The organism is Pseudomonas sp. ICMP22404 (assembly GCF_006227205.1).
In the GTDB taxonomy this organism is placed as follows: Bacteria; Pseudomonadota; Gammaproteobacteria; order Pseudomonadales; family Pseudomonadaceae; genus Aquipseudomonas.
Map to the genome: position 1 here is coordinate 49,169 of NZ_VCNG01000022.1, position 18,796 is coordinate 67,964.

At 61.5% G+C, this 18,796-nt stretch carries 13 protein-coding genes; 7 read left to right on the top strand and 6 right to left on the bottom strand.

Annotation, left to right across the window (positions count from 1 at the left end; translation table 11 throughout):
• Positions 1 to 185: 185 nt before the first annotated feature.
• The 3 genes from FGE05_RS27610 to FGE05_RS27620 all read right to left on the bottom strand — a co-directional run bounded on the left by FGE05_RS27610 (position 186) and on the right by FGE05_RS27620 (position 7,086).
• Complete coding sequence (locus tag FGE05_RS27610; RefSeq protein ID WP_139649953.1) at positions 186 to 836, bottom strand: response regulator transcription factor; 651 nt, start codon at positions 834 to 836, stop codon at positions 186 to 188.
• 43 nt (positions 837 to 879) lie between these two features.
• On the bottom strand, positions 880 to 1,488 hold the full coding sequence (locus FGE05_RS27615) for a lecithin retinol acyltransferase family protein (protein ID WP_257225735.1): 609 nt from the start codon (positions 1,486 to 1,488) through the stop codon (positions 880 to 882).
• A 126-nt stretch (positions 1,489 to 1,614) separates the two neighbouring features.
• The gene (locus tag FGE05_RS27620) at positions 1,615 to 7,086 is read right to left on the bottom strand and encodes an ATP-binding sensor histidine kinase (RefSeq protein ID WP_139649954.1); all 5,472 of its coding nucleotides are present in this window, start codon (positions 7,084 to 7,086) and stop codon (positions 1,615 to 1,617) included.
• A 271-nt stretch (positions 7,087 to 7,357) separates the two neighbouring features.
• Between FGE05_RS27620 and FGE05_RS27625 the strand changes: the two genes are divergently transcribed.
• The 5 genes from FGE05_RS27625 to FGE05_RS27655 all read left to right on the top strand — a co-directional run bounded on the left by FGE05_RS27625 (position 7,358) and on the right by FGE05_RS27655 (position 13,838).
• The gene (locus FGE05_RS27625; RefSeq protein WP_139649956.1) at positions 7,358 to 7,747 is read left to right on the top strand and encodes a response regulator transcription factor; all 390 of its coding nucleotides are present in this window, start codon (positions 7,358 to 7,360) and stop codon (positions 7,745 to 7,747) included.
• 143 nt (positions 7,748 to 7,890) lie between these two features.
• Positions 7,891 to 9,360: an efflux transporter outer membrane subunit gene (locus FGE05_RS27630; RefSeq protein ID WP_139649958.1), complete on the top strand. Its 1,470-nt coding sequence runs from the start codon at positions 7,891 to 7,893 to the stop codon at positions 9,358 to 9,360.
• Entirely contained in the window at positions 9,357 to 10,910 is a 1,554-nt protein-coding gene (locus tag FGE05_RS27635; protein WP_139649961.1) for an MFS transporter, read from the top strand. Before FGE05_RS27630 ends, FGE05_RS27635 begins: the two co-directional genes overlap by 4 nt.
• Before the next feature lie 6 nt (positions 10,911 to 10,916).
• The gene (locus FGE05_RS27640) at positions 10,917 to 11,951 is read left to right on the top strand and encodes an HlyD family secretion protein (RefSeq protein ID WP_139649962.1); all 1,035 of its coding nucleotides are present in this window, start codon (positions 10,917 to 10,919) and stop codon (positions 11,949 to 11,951) included.
• 783 nt (positions 11,952 to 12,734) lie between these two features.
• Positions 12,735 to 13,838, top strand: coding sequence for a sigma-54-dependent Fis family transcriptional regulator (locus FGE05_RS27655; protein WP_139649968.1), 1,104 nt, complete (start codon positions 12,735 to 12,737; stop codon positions 13,836 to 13,838).
• Between the two features lie 50 nt (positions 13,839 to 13,888).
• Here FGE05_RS27655 and sfnG read toward each other — a convergent pair whose 3' ends face one another.
• Positions 13,889 to 14,983, bottom strand: a complete 1,095-nt coding sequence (gene sfnG / locus FGE05_RS27660; RefSeq protein ID WP_139649970.1) for a dimethylsulfone monooxygenase SfnG — start codon at positions 14,981 to 14,983, stop codon at positions 13,889 to 13,891.
• Positions 14,984 to 15,356: 373 nt separating this feature from the next.
• On the opposite strand from sfnG, the gene FGE05_RS27665 reads away from it, so the two are divergent.
• Entirely contained in the window at positions 15,357 to 16,619 is a 1,263-nt protein-coding gene (locus tag FGE05_RS27665; protein ID WP_139649972.1) for an acyl-CoA dehydrogenase family protein, read from the top strand.
• Here the strand turns inward: FGE05_RS27665 and FGE05_RS27670 are convergent.
• Positions 16,600 to 17,295 carry a tRNA (adenine(22)-N(1))-methyltransferase TrmK gene (locus tag FGE05_RS27670; protein ID WP_139649974.1) on the bottom strand — a complete coding sequence of 232 codons (696 nt, stop codon included), beginning with the start codon at positions 17,293 to 17,295 and terminating at the stop codon, positions 16,600 to 16,602. The two genes, FGE05_RS27665 and FGE05_RS27670, sit on opposite strands and share 20 nt — an antisense overlap.
• A 181-nt stretch (positions 17,296 to 17,476) precedes the next feature.
• Between FGE05_RS27670 and FGE05_RS27675 the strand changes: the two genes are divergently transcribed.
• On the top strand, positions 17,477 to 17,761 hold the full coding sequence (locus FGE05_RS27675) for a hypothetical protein (protein WP_139649976.1): 285 nt from the start codon (positions 17,477 to 17,479) through the stop codon (positions 17,759 to 17,761).
• Between the two features lie 45 nt (positions 17,762 to 17,806).
• Here FGE05_RS27675 and FGE05_RS27680 read toward each other — a convergent pair whose 3' ends face one another.
• Complete coding sequence (locus FGE05_RS27680) at positions 17,807 to 18,310, bottom strand: hypothetical protein (RefSeq protein WP_139649978.1); 504 nt, start codon at positions 18,308 to 18,310, stop codon at positions 17,807 to 17,809.
• Between the last annotated feature and the right edge of the window lie 486 nt (positions 18,311 to 18,796).

The following is an 18,796-nucleotide window of genomic DNA, read 5'->3' on the forward strand; positions in this document are numbered from 1 at the left end:
GTGGGGGACGCGACCCCATCACCACCTCCGGGAATACATCGAACCTGTGGGAGCCGAGCTTGCTCGCGATGGCGGCGGCACATTCAGCATGGACGCAAGCTGACCTACCGCTATCGCGAGCAAGCTCGGCTCCCACAGGGTTATTCGGGTATTCAGGATATCTGGGAAGGTGCGAAAATCGGGGTTCAGCGACTCGGCCCGGCGCTCAGCGACTCAGCCATTCGAACCAGGTCGGCGAAAGATTTGGCGTGCATTTTCTTCATCGCATGGGCGCGGTGGATTTTCACGGTGATTTCGCTCAGGTTCATCTGCCCGGCGATCTGCTTGTTCATCAAGCCCTTGACCGCAAAAGCCATCACCTCTTTTTCGCGGGCGGTCAGGGTCTGGTAGTGGGCACGGAGGTCGGCAGATTGCCGCCGGATTTCGCGACGCTGGGTGTCTGCCTGGAGTGCGGCGGTCACCGCATCCAGCAGATCCTGTTCGCGGAAGGGTTTGGCCAGGAAATCCACGGCACCGGCTTTCATGGCCTTGACCGACATTTCGATGTCGCCATGGCCGGTGATGAAGATGATGGGAATATTCGAATCCGACTCCGCCAACCAGCGCTGGAAGTCCAGGCCACTGCTCCCCTGCAGTCGCACATCGAGGACCAGGCAACTGGCGCAATCCGCCTTCGGTTGCTGGAGAAACTCCGCGGTGGACGCAAACGTCTCGACGCGGATCCCGACCGAGCGCAACAGATTGCTCAATGCGTTGCGAATGGAGGCATCGTCATCCACCACAAACACCATGGAATCCTTGCTGCCCGGCTCATGGGACGAGGGACTACCGTTCATGCACGATCCTCTTGGGTGGACGGAAAAATTCTAGCACAGGCCACTAGGCCACCCAGCGGGGTTCCAGCGCCGAAATCATAGCGAACAGATCATGGGGGCGATGGAAGCAGGCGTAGACCTGGGCGCTGTAGCTTTCCCCGCTGACGCACCAACTGCAGAAGTGCTCGCAATTGTTGAAGAATACCCGGTACTGCTTTTCACCCAATCTCGAACGCGCCCGATCAGCGATTTCGTCGCTGGAGTATTTGCAGAGTTCATGAAGCATCCAGACCGGTTTGCCATTGGCAAAATGCTCAAGATTGGTCACCTCGATGGGCCCCGGCCGGAGCGAACCGCTGAACCCCGAGTAATGGGCAACGTCTGCCCCACCCAGGTAGATCCCATGGTGCAGGTAGAACCGGCGCGGGCTGATCAGGTGCGCGCCTATCGGCAGGTGATCCGCAGGTTTTTCGATATCGACCGGTCGTAACGAAACATCCACCAGGCGCGCCGCACTCGGCTTGCAGTGACCTGGTTCGGCGAGCCTGTGACCCTCGGCGACTGGCATGCTCAAGCGGTAGAAAGCGCTCGTCGTGATGAGCGCCATGCAAATCAGCGCGATCGAACGAAGGGATGACAGTTGCTCTGCTGCTCTGGCGGTCAAGTTGTTCACGACACATTCTCCGCAGTCCTTGATGGGGAATATATCGCCGGGGTTATCGCGTTTCAGTTGTACGTGGGTTGGTTCGGGTGACCGATTGATATACAGCCCCTAAACCTAAGTATTAAACCGGCGCCCTCAAGGGCGCGCGATGGGCAGCGTGAATTGCACAGTGGCGCCACGCGGCGGGTTGGCGACGGCACTCAGACACCCGCCATGGGCCTCGATGATCGAGCGACAGATCGACAGTCCCAACCCCAGGCCGGCGGGCTTGGTGGTGTAGAACGAGGTGAACACCAGGTCAGTGCTTTGTGAGGCGAACCCCGGGCCGGTATCGCTCACACTGACAAGTACGCAATCTGCCTCCACCAACGTCGCGCAGATCCCCAACCGCCGCTCGCCGGCACTGACACTGCCCATGGCCTCCAATGCATTCATGATCAGGTTGAGCAGCACCTGCTGCAGCTCCACGCGGTCACCTTCAATCAGGGGCAAACCGTCCATGAGTTGCGTCTGTATCGAGGCACCGCTCTTGATGATCTGGCCGCGGGTAAACTCGATCATTTCCTCGATGGCTGCGTTGATGTCCACCGGCCCCTTCTGTGGCGGCGCCTTGCGGATATGTCCACGGATCCGGCCAAGCACGTCCGCCGCCCGATTGGCATCGAGGATGAGGCGTTCCAGTACCGGGCGGACCTCTTCGATTTCCGGTGGTTCGGCGTTCAACCAGCGTAACGCCGCATTGGCATTGAGGATGGCCGCGGCGATCGGCTGATTGACCTCGTGGGCGATCGAGGCCACCAATTGCCCCATGGTCGCCACACGGTTGGCATGGGCCAGTTCGGCTTGCACCTCGCGATAGCGGCGTTCACTTTCACGGATTTTTTCTTCCGCCTGCCTGCGCTCGGTCAGGTCCACGACAAAGGCGACGCCCTCGTTGCTACCCGCTTCGAACAAGGCCAGGCCGACAATGACCGGCAAGCGACTGCCGTCCTTCCTGAAGTATTCCTTCTCGTAAGGCCGGGTGTGCCCGGTCAACAACGCCTGCGCCAGCGAGCGGTCGCTGAGTTCGCGAAACTCCGGTACGGTCAGGTCCCTCCAGCGCAGCCCCCCGGCGGCAAGGTCTGTGCGCTCGTAACCCAACATGCGCAGGAACGCATCATTGGCCTCGATGATGTGTCCATCGGCGTGCCAGACGAGAATCCCGATGATGTTGGCATCCACCAGGCGGCGGATCTTCGCTTCGCGCTCGGCGACCTCGCGGTACAGGCGGGCATTCTCCAGGGAAACAGCGGCCTGTGAAGCCACCAGCTTCAACACGGCGATCCGGCCAGGACTGAATACATGGGCCGCCAGATTGTTTTCCAGATAGAGCGCACCGACGAGCTTGGCCTGGTTCGTCAGCGGCAGGCACAGGATCGAACGGGCGCGCTGCTGACGGATATAGGGATCCGTGGCGAACGGCGCTTCGACCAGGGCATCGTCCAGCACCACACTCTCGCGGGTGCGCAGGACATGATAAAGAACCGACTCCGGCAACGATGCCGCACTCACGGGCGCATTTCTCAGTTGAGTGGTGGCGCCGCCGGCCGTCACTTGCGCCGCGATCCGCTGCTCACCGTCCTGCCACAGAACCAGCAGCCCGCGTTCGGCACCGGCCTGCTCGATAGCCGTGGCCATGATCATGTCGATCAATTTTTCCAGAACGATTTCGCCCGACACGGCCTGGGAAACCTTGAGGACGGTGGCCAGGTCAAGGTGCTCGACCAGTGTGGCCATCGTAGTGGTCGGACCGGGCGCAGGTTCTTCTGCCCTGAGCGAGGGGTACTTGGCCTCGAGCTGCCGCACCTTGCCGTCGGCGCCCCAACGCAGGTAACCGTAACGGGCATCCTGCAAATAGACACGGGCGATCTTGCCGAGCCCTCGCGCCCGATAGAAACGCGAAGCCAACTCATTGGCAAGCGCCTCGATATGGATAAAACCGCTGGCCTGAGCGGTTTGCAGGGCCTGTTCGTAGAGCCGCTCTGCCTCGATCACCCGCCCCTCGACCCGGGCGATCTCGGCACCGACCAAGGCGGCGCGGCTGGCGAAATTCTCCGGACATTGCCGGGCCCAGGCCTCGAGCCACTGGTGATCGACCGCCATGGCGATCAAGTGCTGCGTCTGCTCGTCTACCGAGACGCTGTCGCAGCGGGCGGCCCGGGCCAGTGCGCTGTAGAAGTGATATTCGGCTTCCTCGAAGAAAGCCTGGCAAACCCAGAGCAACTGGTGGGCCTTGCCGGCCGCCTCAACGGCTGCCTCGGCATCGTCGGCCAGGTAACGTGCCTGTAGTTTGCGAACCCAATACAAGCACTCGGCCAACACCAGGTCCGGGTTACTGGACAAATGAGCTTCGGTTGCGGACTCGTTCAACTCACCGTCGTCCAGGCGACCGAATGCAGTTGTTTCGCCACGGAGCACTCGGATCAGCGTCAGTTGCGTGACGATGAAATCGGTCACCAATCCGAACCCCACCTTCCTTGCATACGCCAGGCCTCGTTCGGACTCACCTTGCACGTCATGCAACGGCTCGCCGGCGAACAGCAGGTCGGCGACGAGGTTGTTGCCGGCATAGGCACCGTAGGGCAGATCGCCGATCCGGTTCGCCGCTGCAAAGGAACGGCGCAGCAGATCGCGACACTCCCCCACCGGCCTCATCCAGCGCACGGCAAAACAGGAGAAGCACAGGTAGGTGCTGGCCTCGAATCGCGTCAGGCCCCGTCGTTCGACGAGTGCGCAACCGAGCTGGCCGAATCGGAACCCCATTTGGTAGTCACCGAAACGCCGGCCGGCGACCCGGAAGAAATTGGCGTAGAGCACACAGGACGCATCGCAGTTGCCCCGTTCCAGGCTCAGGTTGACCGCTTTGCAGATCAGCAGATCCGCCAGGTTGCCATCGCTCTGCAGGGCCGGCGCGAAGAGTTTGCCCAGCGCGTTGAGGGTCATGAGGGACGTCGGATCCTCCATGAGCGGCAAATCGATAAGGTCCTCGATGACCCGCTCGCCGAGCAACGCCCCGATGCACTCGTACTCCTCACGGACCTGGGCGTCGCTCGGATGGGCAGACCACTCGATGCCCACATGTCGCAGGTAGGCCAGGCAGACCGCAACCGCGCCGTCACTGCGATCCAGCAGCAGGTAGACATCCATCAGCAGGCAAGCGACGCTGGCCCGCTCGATCACCGTAGTGGCGCGATCCGCCAGGGCGGTCAGGCACGCGTCCGCGACCTCCAGCCGTCCAGTCAGCAGCTCGCACTCGGCCCGGCTCAACGCCAATGCGAACATCAGCCCATGACGACGAGTCCAGCACTCCTCGTCCAGCAACTGCATCCCGGTACTGAAATAATTAAGCGCCGATGAATAGGCGGTCGACGCCTTGGCCCGCTGACCGGCAATCAGGTTGAATTGCGCCAGTTGCTCGCGCTCACCCTGATCGGTGATCAGCGCGGCGCCGCGGTTGAGCTGGCCGACGATTTCGAAGATCGCCTCATCCCGCTCTTGTTCGGACGTCTGAGCGGCAAGCAGACGTCCAATGCGCAGGTGGGCCTCGGCACGTGCGTCCTTGGCAATCAGCGAATAGGCCGCTTCATGGATGCGGTCATGAACAAACCGATAGGCGCCGTCCAATCGTTCGACCAGTTCCTGGCGAATCGCCTCCCACAACACGGCCCTGAGTGTCTTCTCGGGGATGCCCAGGGCGGTCGAAAGCGTCTTGAAGCCGGCCACGTTGCCCAGGCACGCCAGTTGCTGCAGCGCCAACTGGGTGTCCTCCGGCAGACGGACCAGCTTGCCGACCATCAGGTCGACGATATTGTCGGTATAACCTTTGGCATGGATACGATCCGGGTCCCACCACCATTGCCGCGCCTCATGGTCATAGGTCAGTAGATGTTCCTCGGCCAGCGCGTGCAGGAACTGGATCACGAAGAATGGATTGCCGGCGGTTTTATCCAGCACCAGTTGCGCCAAGGGCTCGATACGTGAGGGTTCGTCCTGCAGCGCCTCGGTGATCAACTGCTCGACATGCGCCTTGGCCAACGGCGTCAACGTGATCTCACTGACCTTGCCACCGGCGCTGCGAATGGCCTGGAGCTTGGCGGTCAGCGGGTGCGCGGCATCCACTTCGTTGCTGCGGTAGGCACCGACGAGCATCAGGTGTCGCACATCGGAGCTGGTCAGCAAGTCCTCCAACAGGTCGAGGGTCGCCGCGTCGAGCCATTGCAAATCATCGAGAAACAACGCGAGTGGATGGTCTTCGCGGGCGAACACCCCGATAAAGCGCCGGAACACCAGCAGGAAACGGCGTTGCTCCTGTTGCGGATCAAGGGTCGTGACCGGTGGCGGCTCGCCGATGATCAGTTTGAGTTCGGGAATCAGGTCGGTCATGAGACGCGCGTTCGCGTCCAGTGCCTCCTGCAAGGCGTCACGCCACGTCGCCAGTTCCGCGTCACGCTTGCCCAGCAGTGTACGCACCAGGCTCTGGAATGCCTGTACCAGCGTCGAGTAGGGAATATCGCGCCGGTACTGATCGAACTTGCCACTGGCAAAGAGCCCTCGAGGCGGCACCAGCGCCTTGTGCAGTTCATTGACCACCGAGGACTTGCCGATGCCCGAGTAACCGGTGACCAGCACCAGTTCCGGTGAGCTGCTGTTGACGATCCGCGAGAACGCGGCAATCAGGGTGTCGACCTCTTGTTCACGGCCATAGAGCTTCTCGGGAATCAGCAGCCGATCCGACGCGCCGTGCTCGCCCAGCGCAAAGGCATTGATGCGGCCCAGTTGCTGCCAGTCCGCCAGGCATCGGCGCAAGTCGTGCTCGACGCTGGCAGCCGTCTGGTAACGCTCCTCGGCGGTCTTGGCGAGCAGCTTCATGACGATCTGGGAAAGCATCTCCGGAACGGTTGCGACCCGTTCGCTGGGGGCCAGGGTTTTCCTGGCAATATGGCAGTGCACCCACTCGATCGGGTCGGACGCGGTGAACGGCAGCGAGCCGGTCAACATCTGATAGAGGGTGACGCCGAAGGAATAAAGGTCGCTGCGCGAATCGATCGAGCGATTCATTCGACCGGTCTGTTCGGGGGCCATGTAGGCGAGCGTACCAGCCAAGGTCTCGGGCGCCTGTCGTTCCCTGGGCAAGCGCGAGGCAAGGCCGAATCCGGTGAGCCGGGCCTGGCCGTCGGTGCAGTTCACCAGAATATGGCTGGGCTTGATGTCCTTATGGACGAGGCCCTGTTGATGCAGCTTGCCCAGGGCCACGGTAATGCCCACGGCCAATCGCAGGAACGTGGCAATCTCCATGGGCGCGATCAACAGTTGCATGAGCGGTACGCCGCCCGGGTCCTCGAGCACCAGCTGCATCTGGGCGCCTTCGCGCAGCATCTCCAGCGGGCGCACCGACCAGGTGCTCTCCAGCTCATCCTTCAGGCCAAATTCATGGGCGAGACGGCCCAGGCAGCCAGGGGGAGGTTGTTCCCCCGCAGGCCGGGCAACCAGTACCGAATACGTGCCGTCTGCGCCCGAACGCAGTTGCCGACAGAAGGTACGCTCACCATCGTCCCATAATATTTGCATGTTGTTTTCCATCGGCACGGAACAGTGAATCGTTGGTTATCCGGGCTGCTGCAAGCTGTCGGCGGGAACGGAACGAGTCGTGTCACCAGCCTGTAGATTAACGTCCCGCGAAAGCCCTTCACAGCGATTTCCGTTGAGCCGCATTGGGCCGGTTCATCGAGCAGAACGAAACGACCCTTTGGTCTTAACAGGTTATACGTAGGTATACTTCTGTGCCCTGCGAGACCGCGTATCGTGTGATTCACGACAGGCGCTGTCACGAGCGACCCTTATGGACGATACCCAGATACGCAGCAGGCAAACCATTGCAGTCGTCGATGATGACGAAGCCGTTCGGGCAGCCCTCAAAAGCCTGTTGCGCTCCAGCGGCTACGACGTCCGCACCTATGGCAGCGCCCTGGACTTTCTCGACGCCGCTGGCCCCGCCGGGACGAACTGCCTGGTGTCCGATATCCAGATGCCGGGCATGAGTGGCGTGGAGCTGCACGAGCGACTCGGCGCGATGGGTTTCAGGATACCCACCATTTTCATCACCGCCTACCCCGGAAAAGCCTCCCATCTGGCGGCTAACGCCCCCGGGCTGGTTGCCTGCCTGCCCAAACCATGTGAAGCCGACCGGCTGCTGGCGTGTATCGAAACCGCCCTCGCCCAACGGCACTGATCCCCCCCGCTCATACCTTCGTATAGTCCGCCACCACTGACGTATGGTTTTTCTGAACCGATGTAGAAGTGCGCCCGCAAGCGGCCCTCAATAGCATGGGCTCACGGCGGGCAACGCGCCCGTGAATCCTGCGGGGACTGGTCATGTCGGTATTTTTCGAGTCACCCCAACGTATCCTGGGACGCTTCAGAATTGGCTTTATAGCCGTGGGAGCAATGACCCTGGCGGGCTGCATGGTCGGTCCCGACTTCATGAAACCCGGCAACAATCTCGACGCCCTGCAACTCACGCCCCGGCCCGAGCATGCCAACACCACCTCCATGTCCAGCGCCGCCGTTCCATCCCAATGGTGGCGCCTGTTCAACGACGCGGTCCTCACCCAACTGCAATCACGAGCCCAGGCCGGCAACCTCGATCTGCAGATGGCCTCCGAGCGCATAGAACAGAGCCGCGCGCAATTGGGCATCACCGCATCGCAGTTGCAACCCAACGTGGGCGCCTACGCCAGCTACACCCGCGAGGCCAACAGCGAAAACGGCAAGTTCGCCGCCCTGGGAGCGCCTACCGACGCCACCAATTTCTGGCAGCTGGGCTTCGACGCCAGTTGGGAAATCGATCTATGGGGCCGGGCCCGACGTGCCCGTGAAGGCGCTGCGGCTGCCCTGGAAGCCAGCGTGTATGACCGCGAAGCCGCCCGCGTGGCCTTGTCCGCCGAAGTGGCCCGCACCTATCTGCAGTTGCGTGGAACCCAGGCGCAGTTGGACATCGCTCGGCAAAACCTCGCTGTCGCCGAACGGACCCTGGGCCTGGCTGAAAGTCGCGAACGCAATGGCGTCGCCACCCACTTCGAAACCGCGACCGCTCGCGCGCAACTGGCGACGATCAAGGCCCTGCTGCCCGAGCTGAGCCAACGTCGCAACGCCCAGATGAATGCACTGGCGTTACTGCTGGGCGAGCAACCCCGCACGCTCGACGCCCAGTTGGGCCCGGCGATGCCCTTGCCTTCGCTTCCCACCCGCATACCGGTCGGCGTTTCTTCCGAGCTGGCCCGCCGGCGCCCCGACATTCTGCGCGCCGAAGCACGGCTGCATGCCGCGACCGCGGCCATCGGCGTTGCCAAGGCTGATTTCTACCCGCGTATCGGCCTCAAGGGACGCATCGGCGTGGAAGCCTTCGACAGCGGCGACCTCAGCAGTTGGGATTCACGCACCTTCTCCATCGGCCCGACAGTTTACCTGCCGATCTTCCAGGGTGGTCGACTGACCCAGCGCCTGACGCTGAATGAATCACGGCAAAAAAGCGCTGCCCTCGCCTACCGCAAAACGGTGCTGCGGGCCTGGCATGAAGTGGACAATGCCCTGGATGCCTGGGCCGCCCAACAGCGCCAGCACGACGAACTGCAGATGTCCTTCGAGCAGAACCGGCAGGCACTGCATGCGGCTGAGCGTGGCTACCAGCAAGGCGCCGCCGACTATCTGAGCGTGTTAACCGCACAACTCAACGTGCTCGCCAGCCAGACCCGCCTCAACGCCAGCACGACCGACGCCACCCTCACCGTGGTCAATCTCTACAAATCCCTGGGCGGTGGCTGGGATCCGGAAGGTGATCAATGAACGTCGCCGCCATATCGCCGGTCGCCGCAGCGGCTGGCGCAGCGCCCGGGGTCCAATCCTCCATCCGGCCGTTGGTGGGGCTCGTCGGTATTTTCCTCGCGGCCATGATGGCCGGGTTGAACACCCGGGTCGGCGCCCTGGCGCTGGCGGATGTCAGGGGTGCGCTGGGCCTGGGCTTCGACGACGGCTCCTGGCTGACCACGGCCTACAGCGCCGGAGAACTGATCGCCATGCCCTTTTCGGCCTGGTTCGCTCTGACCTTGTCGCTGCGACGCTTCGAACTGTGGATGCTCGCCACTTGCACCCTGCTCGCCTTGCTCCTGCCGTTCATTCACAACCTGGAGCTGTTGCTGGCCCTGCGTTTTGCCCAAGGCATCGCCAGCGGCACGACGATCCCCTTGCTGATGATGGCGGCCCTGAAGTTCCTGCCACCGGCCATACGGCTGTACGGTTTGGCACTGTACGCGATGACCGCGACCTTCGCGCCCAACCTGTCCATCTGGCTGGCTGGAAGCTGGACGGATGGATTGCACGACTGGCGCTGGGTGTATTGGCAGATCATTCCCCTGGCGCTCGTCGCCGCTGGTTTGATCGCCTGGGGACTGCCTCGGGAACCCGTCCAGACCTCGCGTTTTCGCCAGGCCAACTGGTCCGGCATGGCCTGCGGCGTACCGGCGCTGGGCCTGATCACCGTCGCGCTGGACCAGGGCGTGCGACTGGACTGGTTTCAGTCGCCGTTGATCACCGCATCCCTGCTCATGGGCCTGACCTTGATGGCGGTCTACTTGTTGACCGAATGGTATCACCCCTCGCCGTTCATCAAGTTGCAGATCCTCGGGCGCCGCAACCTGGGCCTGGGCTGCATCCTGTTTCTGTCGTTGCTGGTGGTGCTGATGTCCAGCTCATTGTTACCGGCCAGTTATCTCGGCCCGCTGCAAAACTATCGTCCACTGCAAATGGCATCGATTGGGCTGATCGTCGCGCTGCCGCAGCTGGTACTGGGGCCTATTGTGGCGCTGTTGCTGTACCGCAAGTGGGTCGATGCGCGCATCGTGTTTGCCTCGGGTTTGTTGCTGATCGCCCTGGCGTGCCTGTGCGGCGCACAACTGACGGCCGACTGGCACCGCGACCAGTTCGTCCTGGCGCAAACGCTGCAGGCCTTCGGACAACCGATGGCGGTGGTGTCGATGCTGTTCCTGATCACCAGCGTGGTGCAGCCCCCCGAAGGGCCTTATGTGTCCGGCACCATCAACACGTTGCGGGCCTTTGGTTCACTGTTCGGCGCGGCGGTCATCGGCCAGCTCATGACCGTGCGTGGTCGCTTCCATGGGGACATGCTGCTGGATCAAGCGGCCCTGGCCGGCAACGCCCTTGTCGTGCCAGAGCCGTCATCGCTGATGGGCATCGTCAGCCAGCAGTCGCTGGTGCTGTCCATCGCCGATGCCTATCGCGTGCTGGGCCTGCTGGCGCTGCTGATGATTCCCCTGGTGCTGCGGCTGGCCTACATCCCGGCGCCTGTCTTGACGCCTCATTCTCCCTCACACGGGTAACTCATCATGGCCTTACCGAAGAAAGCCCGGATCCTCAGTGCTGCGCTGCTGCTCACCGTGGCCATCGGCAGCGTGTTCTATCTCAATCGCTCCGAGTCCAGCGCCTCGACCCAATCGACGGACGATGCCTATGTCCTCGCCGATTTCACCACGGTGGCGCCGCAGGTATCGGGGACGGTTGAAAGGGTGTTGGTCGAAGACAACCAGCCGGTCAAGAAAGGAGATCTGTTGGCGGTCATCGACGACCGGGATTTCGTCGCCTCCGTGATCGTGGCAAAGGCCCAGGTCGCCAGCGCCCAAGCTGGTATCGCCAACCTGGAAGCACGCCTGATCCAGCAGCAAACCGTCATACGCCAGGCCCAGGCCGCAGTCGCCGCGGACGACGCCGCGCTCAAGCTGGCCAAGGTCAACCACGCTCGCTATCGCAACCTGGCGGCCGACGGTTCGGGCACCGTGCAGGCCCAGCAGCAAGCAGAAGCGCAATTGAGCGTACAACAGGCGGGACTGGAGAAAAGCCAGGCGGGTCTGCAGGCGGCCCGGCAGCAGGTGGACGTCCTCAAGGCCGACCTGGAACAAGCCAGGGCCACCCTCGCCCACGCCCAAGCCGCGCAAGCCATCGCCGAACTGAAGTTGTCCTATACCCGCATCACCGCGCCGATCAATGGCACGGTCGGGGAAAAATCCGTGCGTATCGGCGCATTCGTCAATGCCGGTAAACCCTTGCTCGCGATTGTCCCGCTCGATGCCGTCTACATCACCGCCAACTTCCGGGAGACGCAACTGGCCCGTGTGCAAACCGGCCAAGCCGTGGACATCGAAGTGGATGCCCTGCCCGGCGAAACGCTGACAGGAACCGTACAAAGCCTGGGACCTGCCAGCGGCGTCAGCTACTCCGCCATCGCCCCCCATAACGCCACGGGCAACTTCACGAAGATCGTCCAACGCTTGCCCGTGCGCATCCGCATCGAACCCGACCAACCGGCGACGGCGAAACTGCGGGTGGGGATGTCCGTTACGCCGCACATTCGTATCCATGGATGACCACATCGACGTGACGTCGCACACAACCCCCACAAACACCGCCGATCCACTGTGGGAGCGAGCCTGCTCGCGATAGCGTCGGGTCAGCCTACTTCCATGTTGAATCTGCCACCGCTTTCGTGGGCAAGCCCACTCCCACAGGGTCCGGTGTCGGGCACATACCCCGCATACACCACACATCCACTGTGGGAGCGGGCTTGCTCGCGAAGGCGGCGGGTCAGCCTGCATCCAGGTTGAATGGGCCACCGCTATCGCGGGCAAGCCAGGCTCCCACAGGGTCCGGGGTGGTACACAAATCCTGCATCCACCGAAAACCCACTGTGGGAGCGGGCTTGCTCGCGAGGGCGTCGGACCTGCCTGCTTCCATGTTGATTGGGCCACCGCTATCGCGAGCAGGCTCGCTCCCACAGGGTCCGGGGTGGTACACAAATCCTGCATCCACCGAAAACCCACTGTGGGAGCGGGCTTGCTCGCGAAGACGTCGGACCTGCCTGCTTCCATGTTGATTGGGCCACCGCTATCGCGGGCAAGCCAGGCTCCCACTGGGTCCGGGGTGGTACACAAATCCTGCATCCACCGAAAACCCACTGTGGGAGCGAGCCTGCTCGCGATGGCGTCGGGTCAGCCTGCATCGGGTTCAATGAAGGCTAAGCCTTAAGCAAATAACAAAAAATTATTTATTTAACATTTTTTAGATCATTTAGATTCCCCCTAAGTCTTTGACCAACATGGTGTGTGAGTCCCGGCACTCCGATCTGCGATCTCATTAACGAGTCACCGTCCATGCAACTTCTCACGCTTCCGCCTTCCCCAGCCCTGGCCACATCGATTCGTGCCACGGCCCAGGTCTTTGAAGACCCGAGCTCCCAGGCCCTGCTGGCTCATTTGCAACAAGTGGCCCCCAGCGATGCCAGTGTGCTGATCATCGGCCAGACCGGCACGGGCAAGGAGTTGGTCGCCCGGCACATACATAATCTCAGCGCCCGCCGGGACAAGGCGTTCGTTGCGGTCAACTGTGGGGCGTTCTCCGAGACGCTGGTGGAAGCCGAGCTGTTCGGGCACGAAAAAGGCGCCTTCACCGGCGCGTTGACCGCAAAGGCCGGCTGGTTCGAAGAAGCGGACGGCGGCACCTTGTTCCTGGATGAAATCGGCGACCTGCCTCTGCCGATCCAGGTCAAGCTGCTCAGGGTATTGCAGGAGCGTGAAGTGGTCCGCCTGGGGTCACGCAAGAGTATCAAGATCAATGTGCGCGTACTGGCGGCCACCAACGTACAACTGGAAAAAGCCATCAACGCCGGCCACTTTCGCGAGGACCTCTACTACCGCCTCAATGTGGTCAGCCTTGTTCTCAAACCGCTGCGCGAGCGCCCCGGTGACATCCTGCCGTTGATACACCACTTCATCGCCGAATACAGTCGCAAGCTGGGTTACGGCGAGGTCGCGCTGGATGCGCAGGCAGAGCGCAAACTGCTCGATTACTCCTGGCCGGGCAACATCCGCGAGCTGGAAAATGTCATCCATCACACGCTGCTGATTTGCCGCAGATCGCTGATTGGCGTCCAGGACCTGCACCTGTCCAACTTCCGCATCGACCGCCAGAGCACACCCGCGGATAGCCCCCCTCAAAATGCCGAGACGCTCTTGCAGAAAGCCTTTGAAAAGCTGCTTGAGCAAGAGCACGGCAATTTACATGAGAAGGTCGAAACGGCCCTGCTGCGCGCCGCCTACCGATACGCCCATTGCAATCAGGTCCACACCGCCGCCCTGCTCGGCCTGAGTCGCAATGTCACACGCACGGCGCTGATCAGGATCGGCGAATTGGTGGTCAACAAGCGCCGTCCAACGTTGAGCACGCTGAACGGCCAAGTGGTCAATCTTTCAACCTGATCCTGCATCAGCCCTTGAGGATAGAGCCCTCGCGCGCCATGTCGCCGCGTCTACGCAACCGCCGCTGTTCTCGCAACCCTGCGCTGTTCCAACTCGCGCACCAGCGGCAGGACCCTACGACCGAAATACTCGACCTCTTCCTGAAAGTGCAGGAAGCCCGCCAGCACCAGGTCGACACCCACAGCCTTGAGCGCGACGATGCGCTCGGCGATCTGCCGCGGCGTGCCGATCAGGTTGGTCTTGAAGCCATCGTTGTACTGCACCAAGTCTTCGAAACTGGACTTGGCCCAGTTACCTTCACCTTCCGGGCTGGATTTGCCGGCCTGTCTTGCCGCGTCACCAAAGGAATTCACCGCCTCCGGATCGGCCTGATCGATGATTTGCGCGAGCACCGCACGCGCCTCTTCTTCGGTGTCGCGCGCAATGACGAAGGCGTTTATCCCGACCTTGACCTTGTGGTTGTTGGCGGCGGCTTTGGCCTGAATGTCATCGATCTGGGCTTTGACGCCCTCCACGGTGTTGCCATTGGTGAAGTACCAGTCGGACACCCGCGCCGCCATGTCCCGCGCCGCACGGGAGCTGCCGCCCTGGAAGATTTCCGGGTGCTGCTGCAAGGGTTTCGGCTTGAGGGTGTAGTCATGGAAGCGGTAGAAGTCACCGCGAAACGTGAAGTTGTCGGTGGTCCAGATGCCCTTGAGCGTCGTGATGAACTCTTCGGAACGACGATAGCGCTCATCGTGCTCGAGCCATGGCTCGCCAATGGCGGTGAACTCGCCCTTGAACCAGCCGGACACCACGTTGATCGCGACGCGGCCGCCGGTCAGTTGATCGATGGTCGCGATCTGCTTGGCCAGCACCGAAGGCGTCCATGGCCCCGGCAACACCGCCGCGATGACTTTCAGGCGCGTGGTGGCGGCCAGCAAGGCGTGGCTGAAGGCCACCGATTCGTGCTGGTACTCGGCGCCATAGCCGGCGGTAAAACGCACCTGCGTCAACGCATAGTCGAATCCCGCCGCCTCGGCGATCTGGGCCAGCTTGCGGTTGTAGTCGATCCCCCAGTCGGTACGCTGCGCGACCTTGCTGACCACCAGCCCGCCGCTGACGTTAGGTACCCAGTAGGCAAACTTGATCGTGTCCTGGCTCATTGTATGTACTCCACGGCTTGTTGAAATGAATCTGCACAAGGCATTGAGCAGCAACCGTGCCAACGATTTTTTTCTTTTATAATCAATGCATTATCAGAAAAACCGCAACCCCTTCACTGTCACCCGGCAGACAGGTTATTGATCCGCTGTTGCCAGGCCAACACCAAGGGCGTCACGGCTTACGAGTGCAACTGTTGGCAGGCACACAGCCAGGCAACACATTGCCCGCAGGACGACAGCGCCTTCACTCGAATAGCGGCCTCAATCCCCCGGCTCCACGGGCTTTCGGTGTTGGGCATGGAGCGTGCAATACCGGTGCTGCAGCGGCAGGTTCTTCCTGCCCGCCCCTCTCGTCATCAGAAGGAACTTCGCCATGACCGCACAGCAACAACATCTGCCCCATCGCCTTTCCACCGGCACCGACTACGAGGCCTTGGCCGAGCGCTTCCGGCCGATCTTCGCGCGTATCCAGGCCGGCGCGCTGGAGCGTGAACAGTCCCGCAGCCTGCCCTATGAGCAGGTCAAATGGCTGAAGGAAGCAGGCTTCGGTGCCGTGCGCGTGCCCGTTGAACATGGCGGCGCCGGTGCTTCGCTGCCGCAGTTGTTGCAACTGCTGATCGAGCTCGCCGAAGCCGACTCCAACCTGCCCCAGGCCTTGCGCGGCCATTTCGCCTTTGTCGAAGACCGTCTCAATGCCCATGCTGGCAGTGCCCAGGACACATGGTTCAAACGCTTCGTGGACGGTGAACTGGTGGGCAACGCCTGGACCGAAATCGGCGACGTGAAAATCGGCCAGGTCGGTACCCGGGTTTCTCGCCAAGGCGATCAATGGGTGGTCAACGGCACCAAGTACTACAGCACCGGCAGCATCTTTGCCGACTGGATCGACCTGTATGCCCAGCGCGACGACAACGGCGCCGATGTGATCGCGGCAGTCCGCGTCCAGCAACCGGGCGTGCGGCAAATCGATGATTGGGACGGCTTCGGCCAACGCACCACCGGCAGTGGCACGTCGGTGTTCGAGAATGCCGTGGTCGAGGCAGAAAACCTCATCGACTTTTCCACGCGTTTCAAATACCAGACCGCGTTCTATCAGTTGGTCCTGCTGGCCGTGTTGACCGGCTCTGGCCGCGCAGCGGTCCGCGACATCACCGAACAGGTGCAGAAACGCACGCGGATCTTCAGCACCGGCAATGCCAGTCAGGTCAGCCAGGACGTGCAGGTGCAGCAAGTGGTGGGCAAGGCCTCGGCCCAAGTCTACGCGGCCGAAGCCACCGCCCTACGCGCTGCGCAGGCCTCGCAACGTGCCTATGAAAGCCGCTTCGGCCACAATGCCGATATCGAACACCAGGCCAACATCGCCGCCGAGCTGGAATCGGCCCAGGCTCAGGTCGCCATCGCCGAGCTGGTATTGCGCGCCACCAGCGATCTGTTCAACGCCCTCGGCGCGTCGGCCACCAGCACCGCAAAGGCCCTCGACCGCCATTGGCGCAATGCGCGCACCGCGGCCTCGCACAACCCGCTGATCTACAAGGAACGCATCATTGGCGATTGGGCGATCAATGGTACGGAGCCGCCGTATGTCTGGCAGATTGGCGGCGGAGTGCAGCGCGAGGTCAATGCAGCAAGTCGCTGATCCAGTCGATCTGTCGGACGAGATCCTGTACCACTTCCTCGGGCACGGCCCGTCGCGCCCGGGCGAAGCCCTGCAGGGTCTTGTGCTTCTGGCGCAACCTGCGCTGCCACTTACCGAGGAAAGCAGGGGTGCGTGCCTCCATCAGCAACGGGCCGAAGTACAGTTCTTCGGCGCTGTACATCACCGGCCCGGTGCGCTCGGCGACGATGATTTCATAGTCGAAGCGGTTCTCCCGCAACACTTCCTCATCGAGAATGCGGTAGCCGTTTTCCATCAACCACCGGCGCAGCGGTTGCTCACCGCCGTTGGGTTGCAGGATCAGACGCTCCTGGCCGCTCAATCGCGACCTGTCGCGCTCCAGGATGTCGCGGATCGTCTCGCCGCCCATGCCACAGAAGCTGATCGCCGTGATCCCGTCCTCCGGCTCGATTGCCGCCAAGCCGTCAGCCAGGCGCACGGTGATCCATGGTTCGAGGCCATTCTCACGCACCGTCCGTCCAGCCGCGTGAAACGGCGTCACCGCCACCTCCCCGGCCACCGCCGCGACAATGACGCCACGGCGCATCAATGCCACCGGCAGATAACCGTGATCCGAGCCAATATCGGCCAAGCGCGTCCCCACCGGCACCTGCGCCGCCACCCGCTCCAGGCGCATGGACAATGTCTGTTCGTTCAACCGCCCCCCTTAACACCACAAGCGTCCGACAGCGTTGGCCGGATCGGGCTGCGATTCTGTCGGGCTACACGGTGCATTTCAAATTTATGTGATCAGGGTCGTGACTTTGACAACACCGGCCTGCGCACCTATAACCGCTCCTGGCCCACCGCCAGGTCAATAAACCAGATGAGAAGCCGCCATGAATGACCGTCAAGCAATCATCAGAGACTTGATCGCAGCAGTGATGAAAGCCCGCAAGTCCGACGAAATCGTCTATCAGTCGGAGTGGCTCGGCTACATCCCATTCGGGGTCTACCACTGGGTCGAATGCCAGGGCGAAGACGTTTCCGGCGACTTTCCGTTTGGATGGTCGCTCGAAGACCTGGCGGGTCTTGAGCAGATGGGGTTTCTGAAAACGCTTGAAGCTTATGAGAACCCTGACGACTCGTTTGATCGGGAGATCAGGTATCGCGTTTGTGGCTGAGCTATGGTCATAAGCAGCAGGCCTTGCCCGTCGAAAATCTCACCTTTACAGTACCCTCTCGTCCATGGAGGATCTGAATGGAAGAAAGTCCTCACGGATTACCTGTGCAGCCAGTTTCTGGACGTCCCTAAGGGCGATTACCTTCGTCCCTTTCCAGTCTTCTTTAGGCAACAAACTCCGGACAGGAGCCTCTGGCCCGTTATAGGCCACTGATGCAGTGTTCGACGTGAAGTCGATTCTGAAAAAGAGCAGGTGGTCGGCAAAGCCCACTCCCGGTGTAAAAGCGGGTCCCGAATTGATCCTACCCGTTGCCTTCACTTGTACGGTCCTTCCATTTCGAGTCAACGCATCCACACCACCTGTACGTTTAGGTGGCAGCACGAGGTCGAAGTACTCCAGTGCCAAAGCTTCTGCGATGTCGCCCACCAGACGCCCGTCGAGAGTGAACTTCAGTCTCGTACTCGAATAGTGATTAACCAGTGCTTGTTGTGCCTTCCATAAATCGCGTATCACCTCGGGTAACTGCAATACGGGCTCTTTTCCATCCATTCAAACCTTCTCCTTTATGGCAATTTCCAAATGTCTATTGTGAAGTACCGATGATCTGGACCGTAGTGCTGCCGACTTCTGATCTTGCCAGCCAAGCACAACAAAATTCCTTAGGCTTCGCAGCCAAAAATAGCGCGTGCCAAGATGGCTCAGGGTCTTTCGTGGCGCCCATCATCACCATCCAGATACAGGGATGTCCACGCTCCATATACACAAGACTGAAGGCGCCGCGTCGCTACCTTCAATGCTCGGCAATCTGTCAGCCATCTACCACTACAGACGCTTGCGCCTCGATGGCAATGACGGCACGCCTTACAACCGGGAGTTCGAGCACATGGAAGTCAGTTGCTTTACCCGCGAAGCCAGTAACCGCCAGGTTTATCGCCTAAGTAGCCAGCACTTATCGTCGACGTCTGCTCAACCGCTTGAGAATGCATTGAATCCAGAATAACGCACCCGATTCGCTGACGCCGTGTGCGCCGAGCC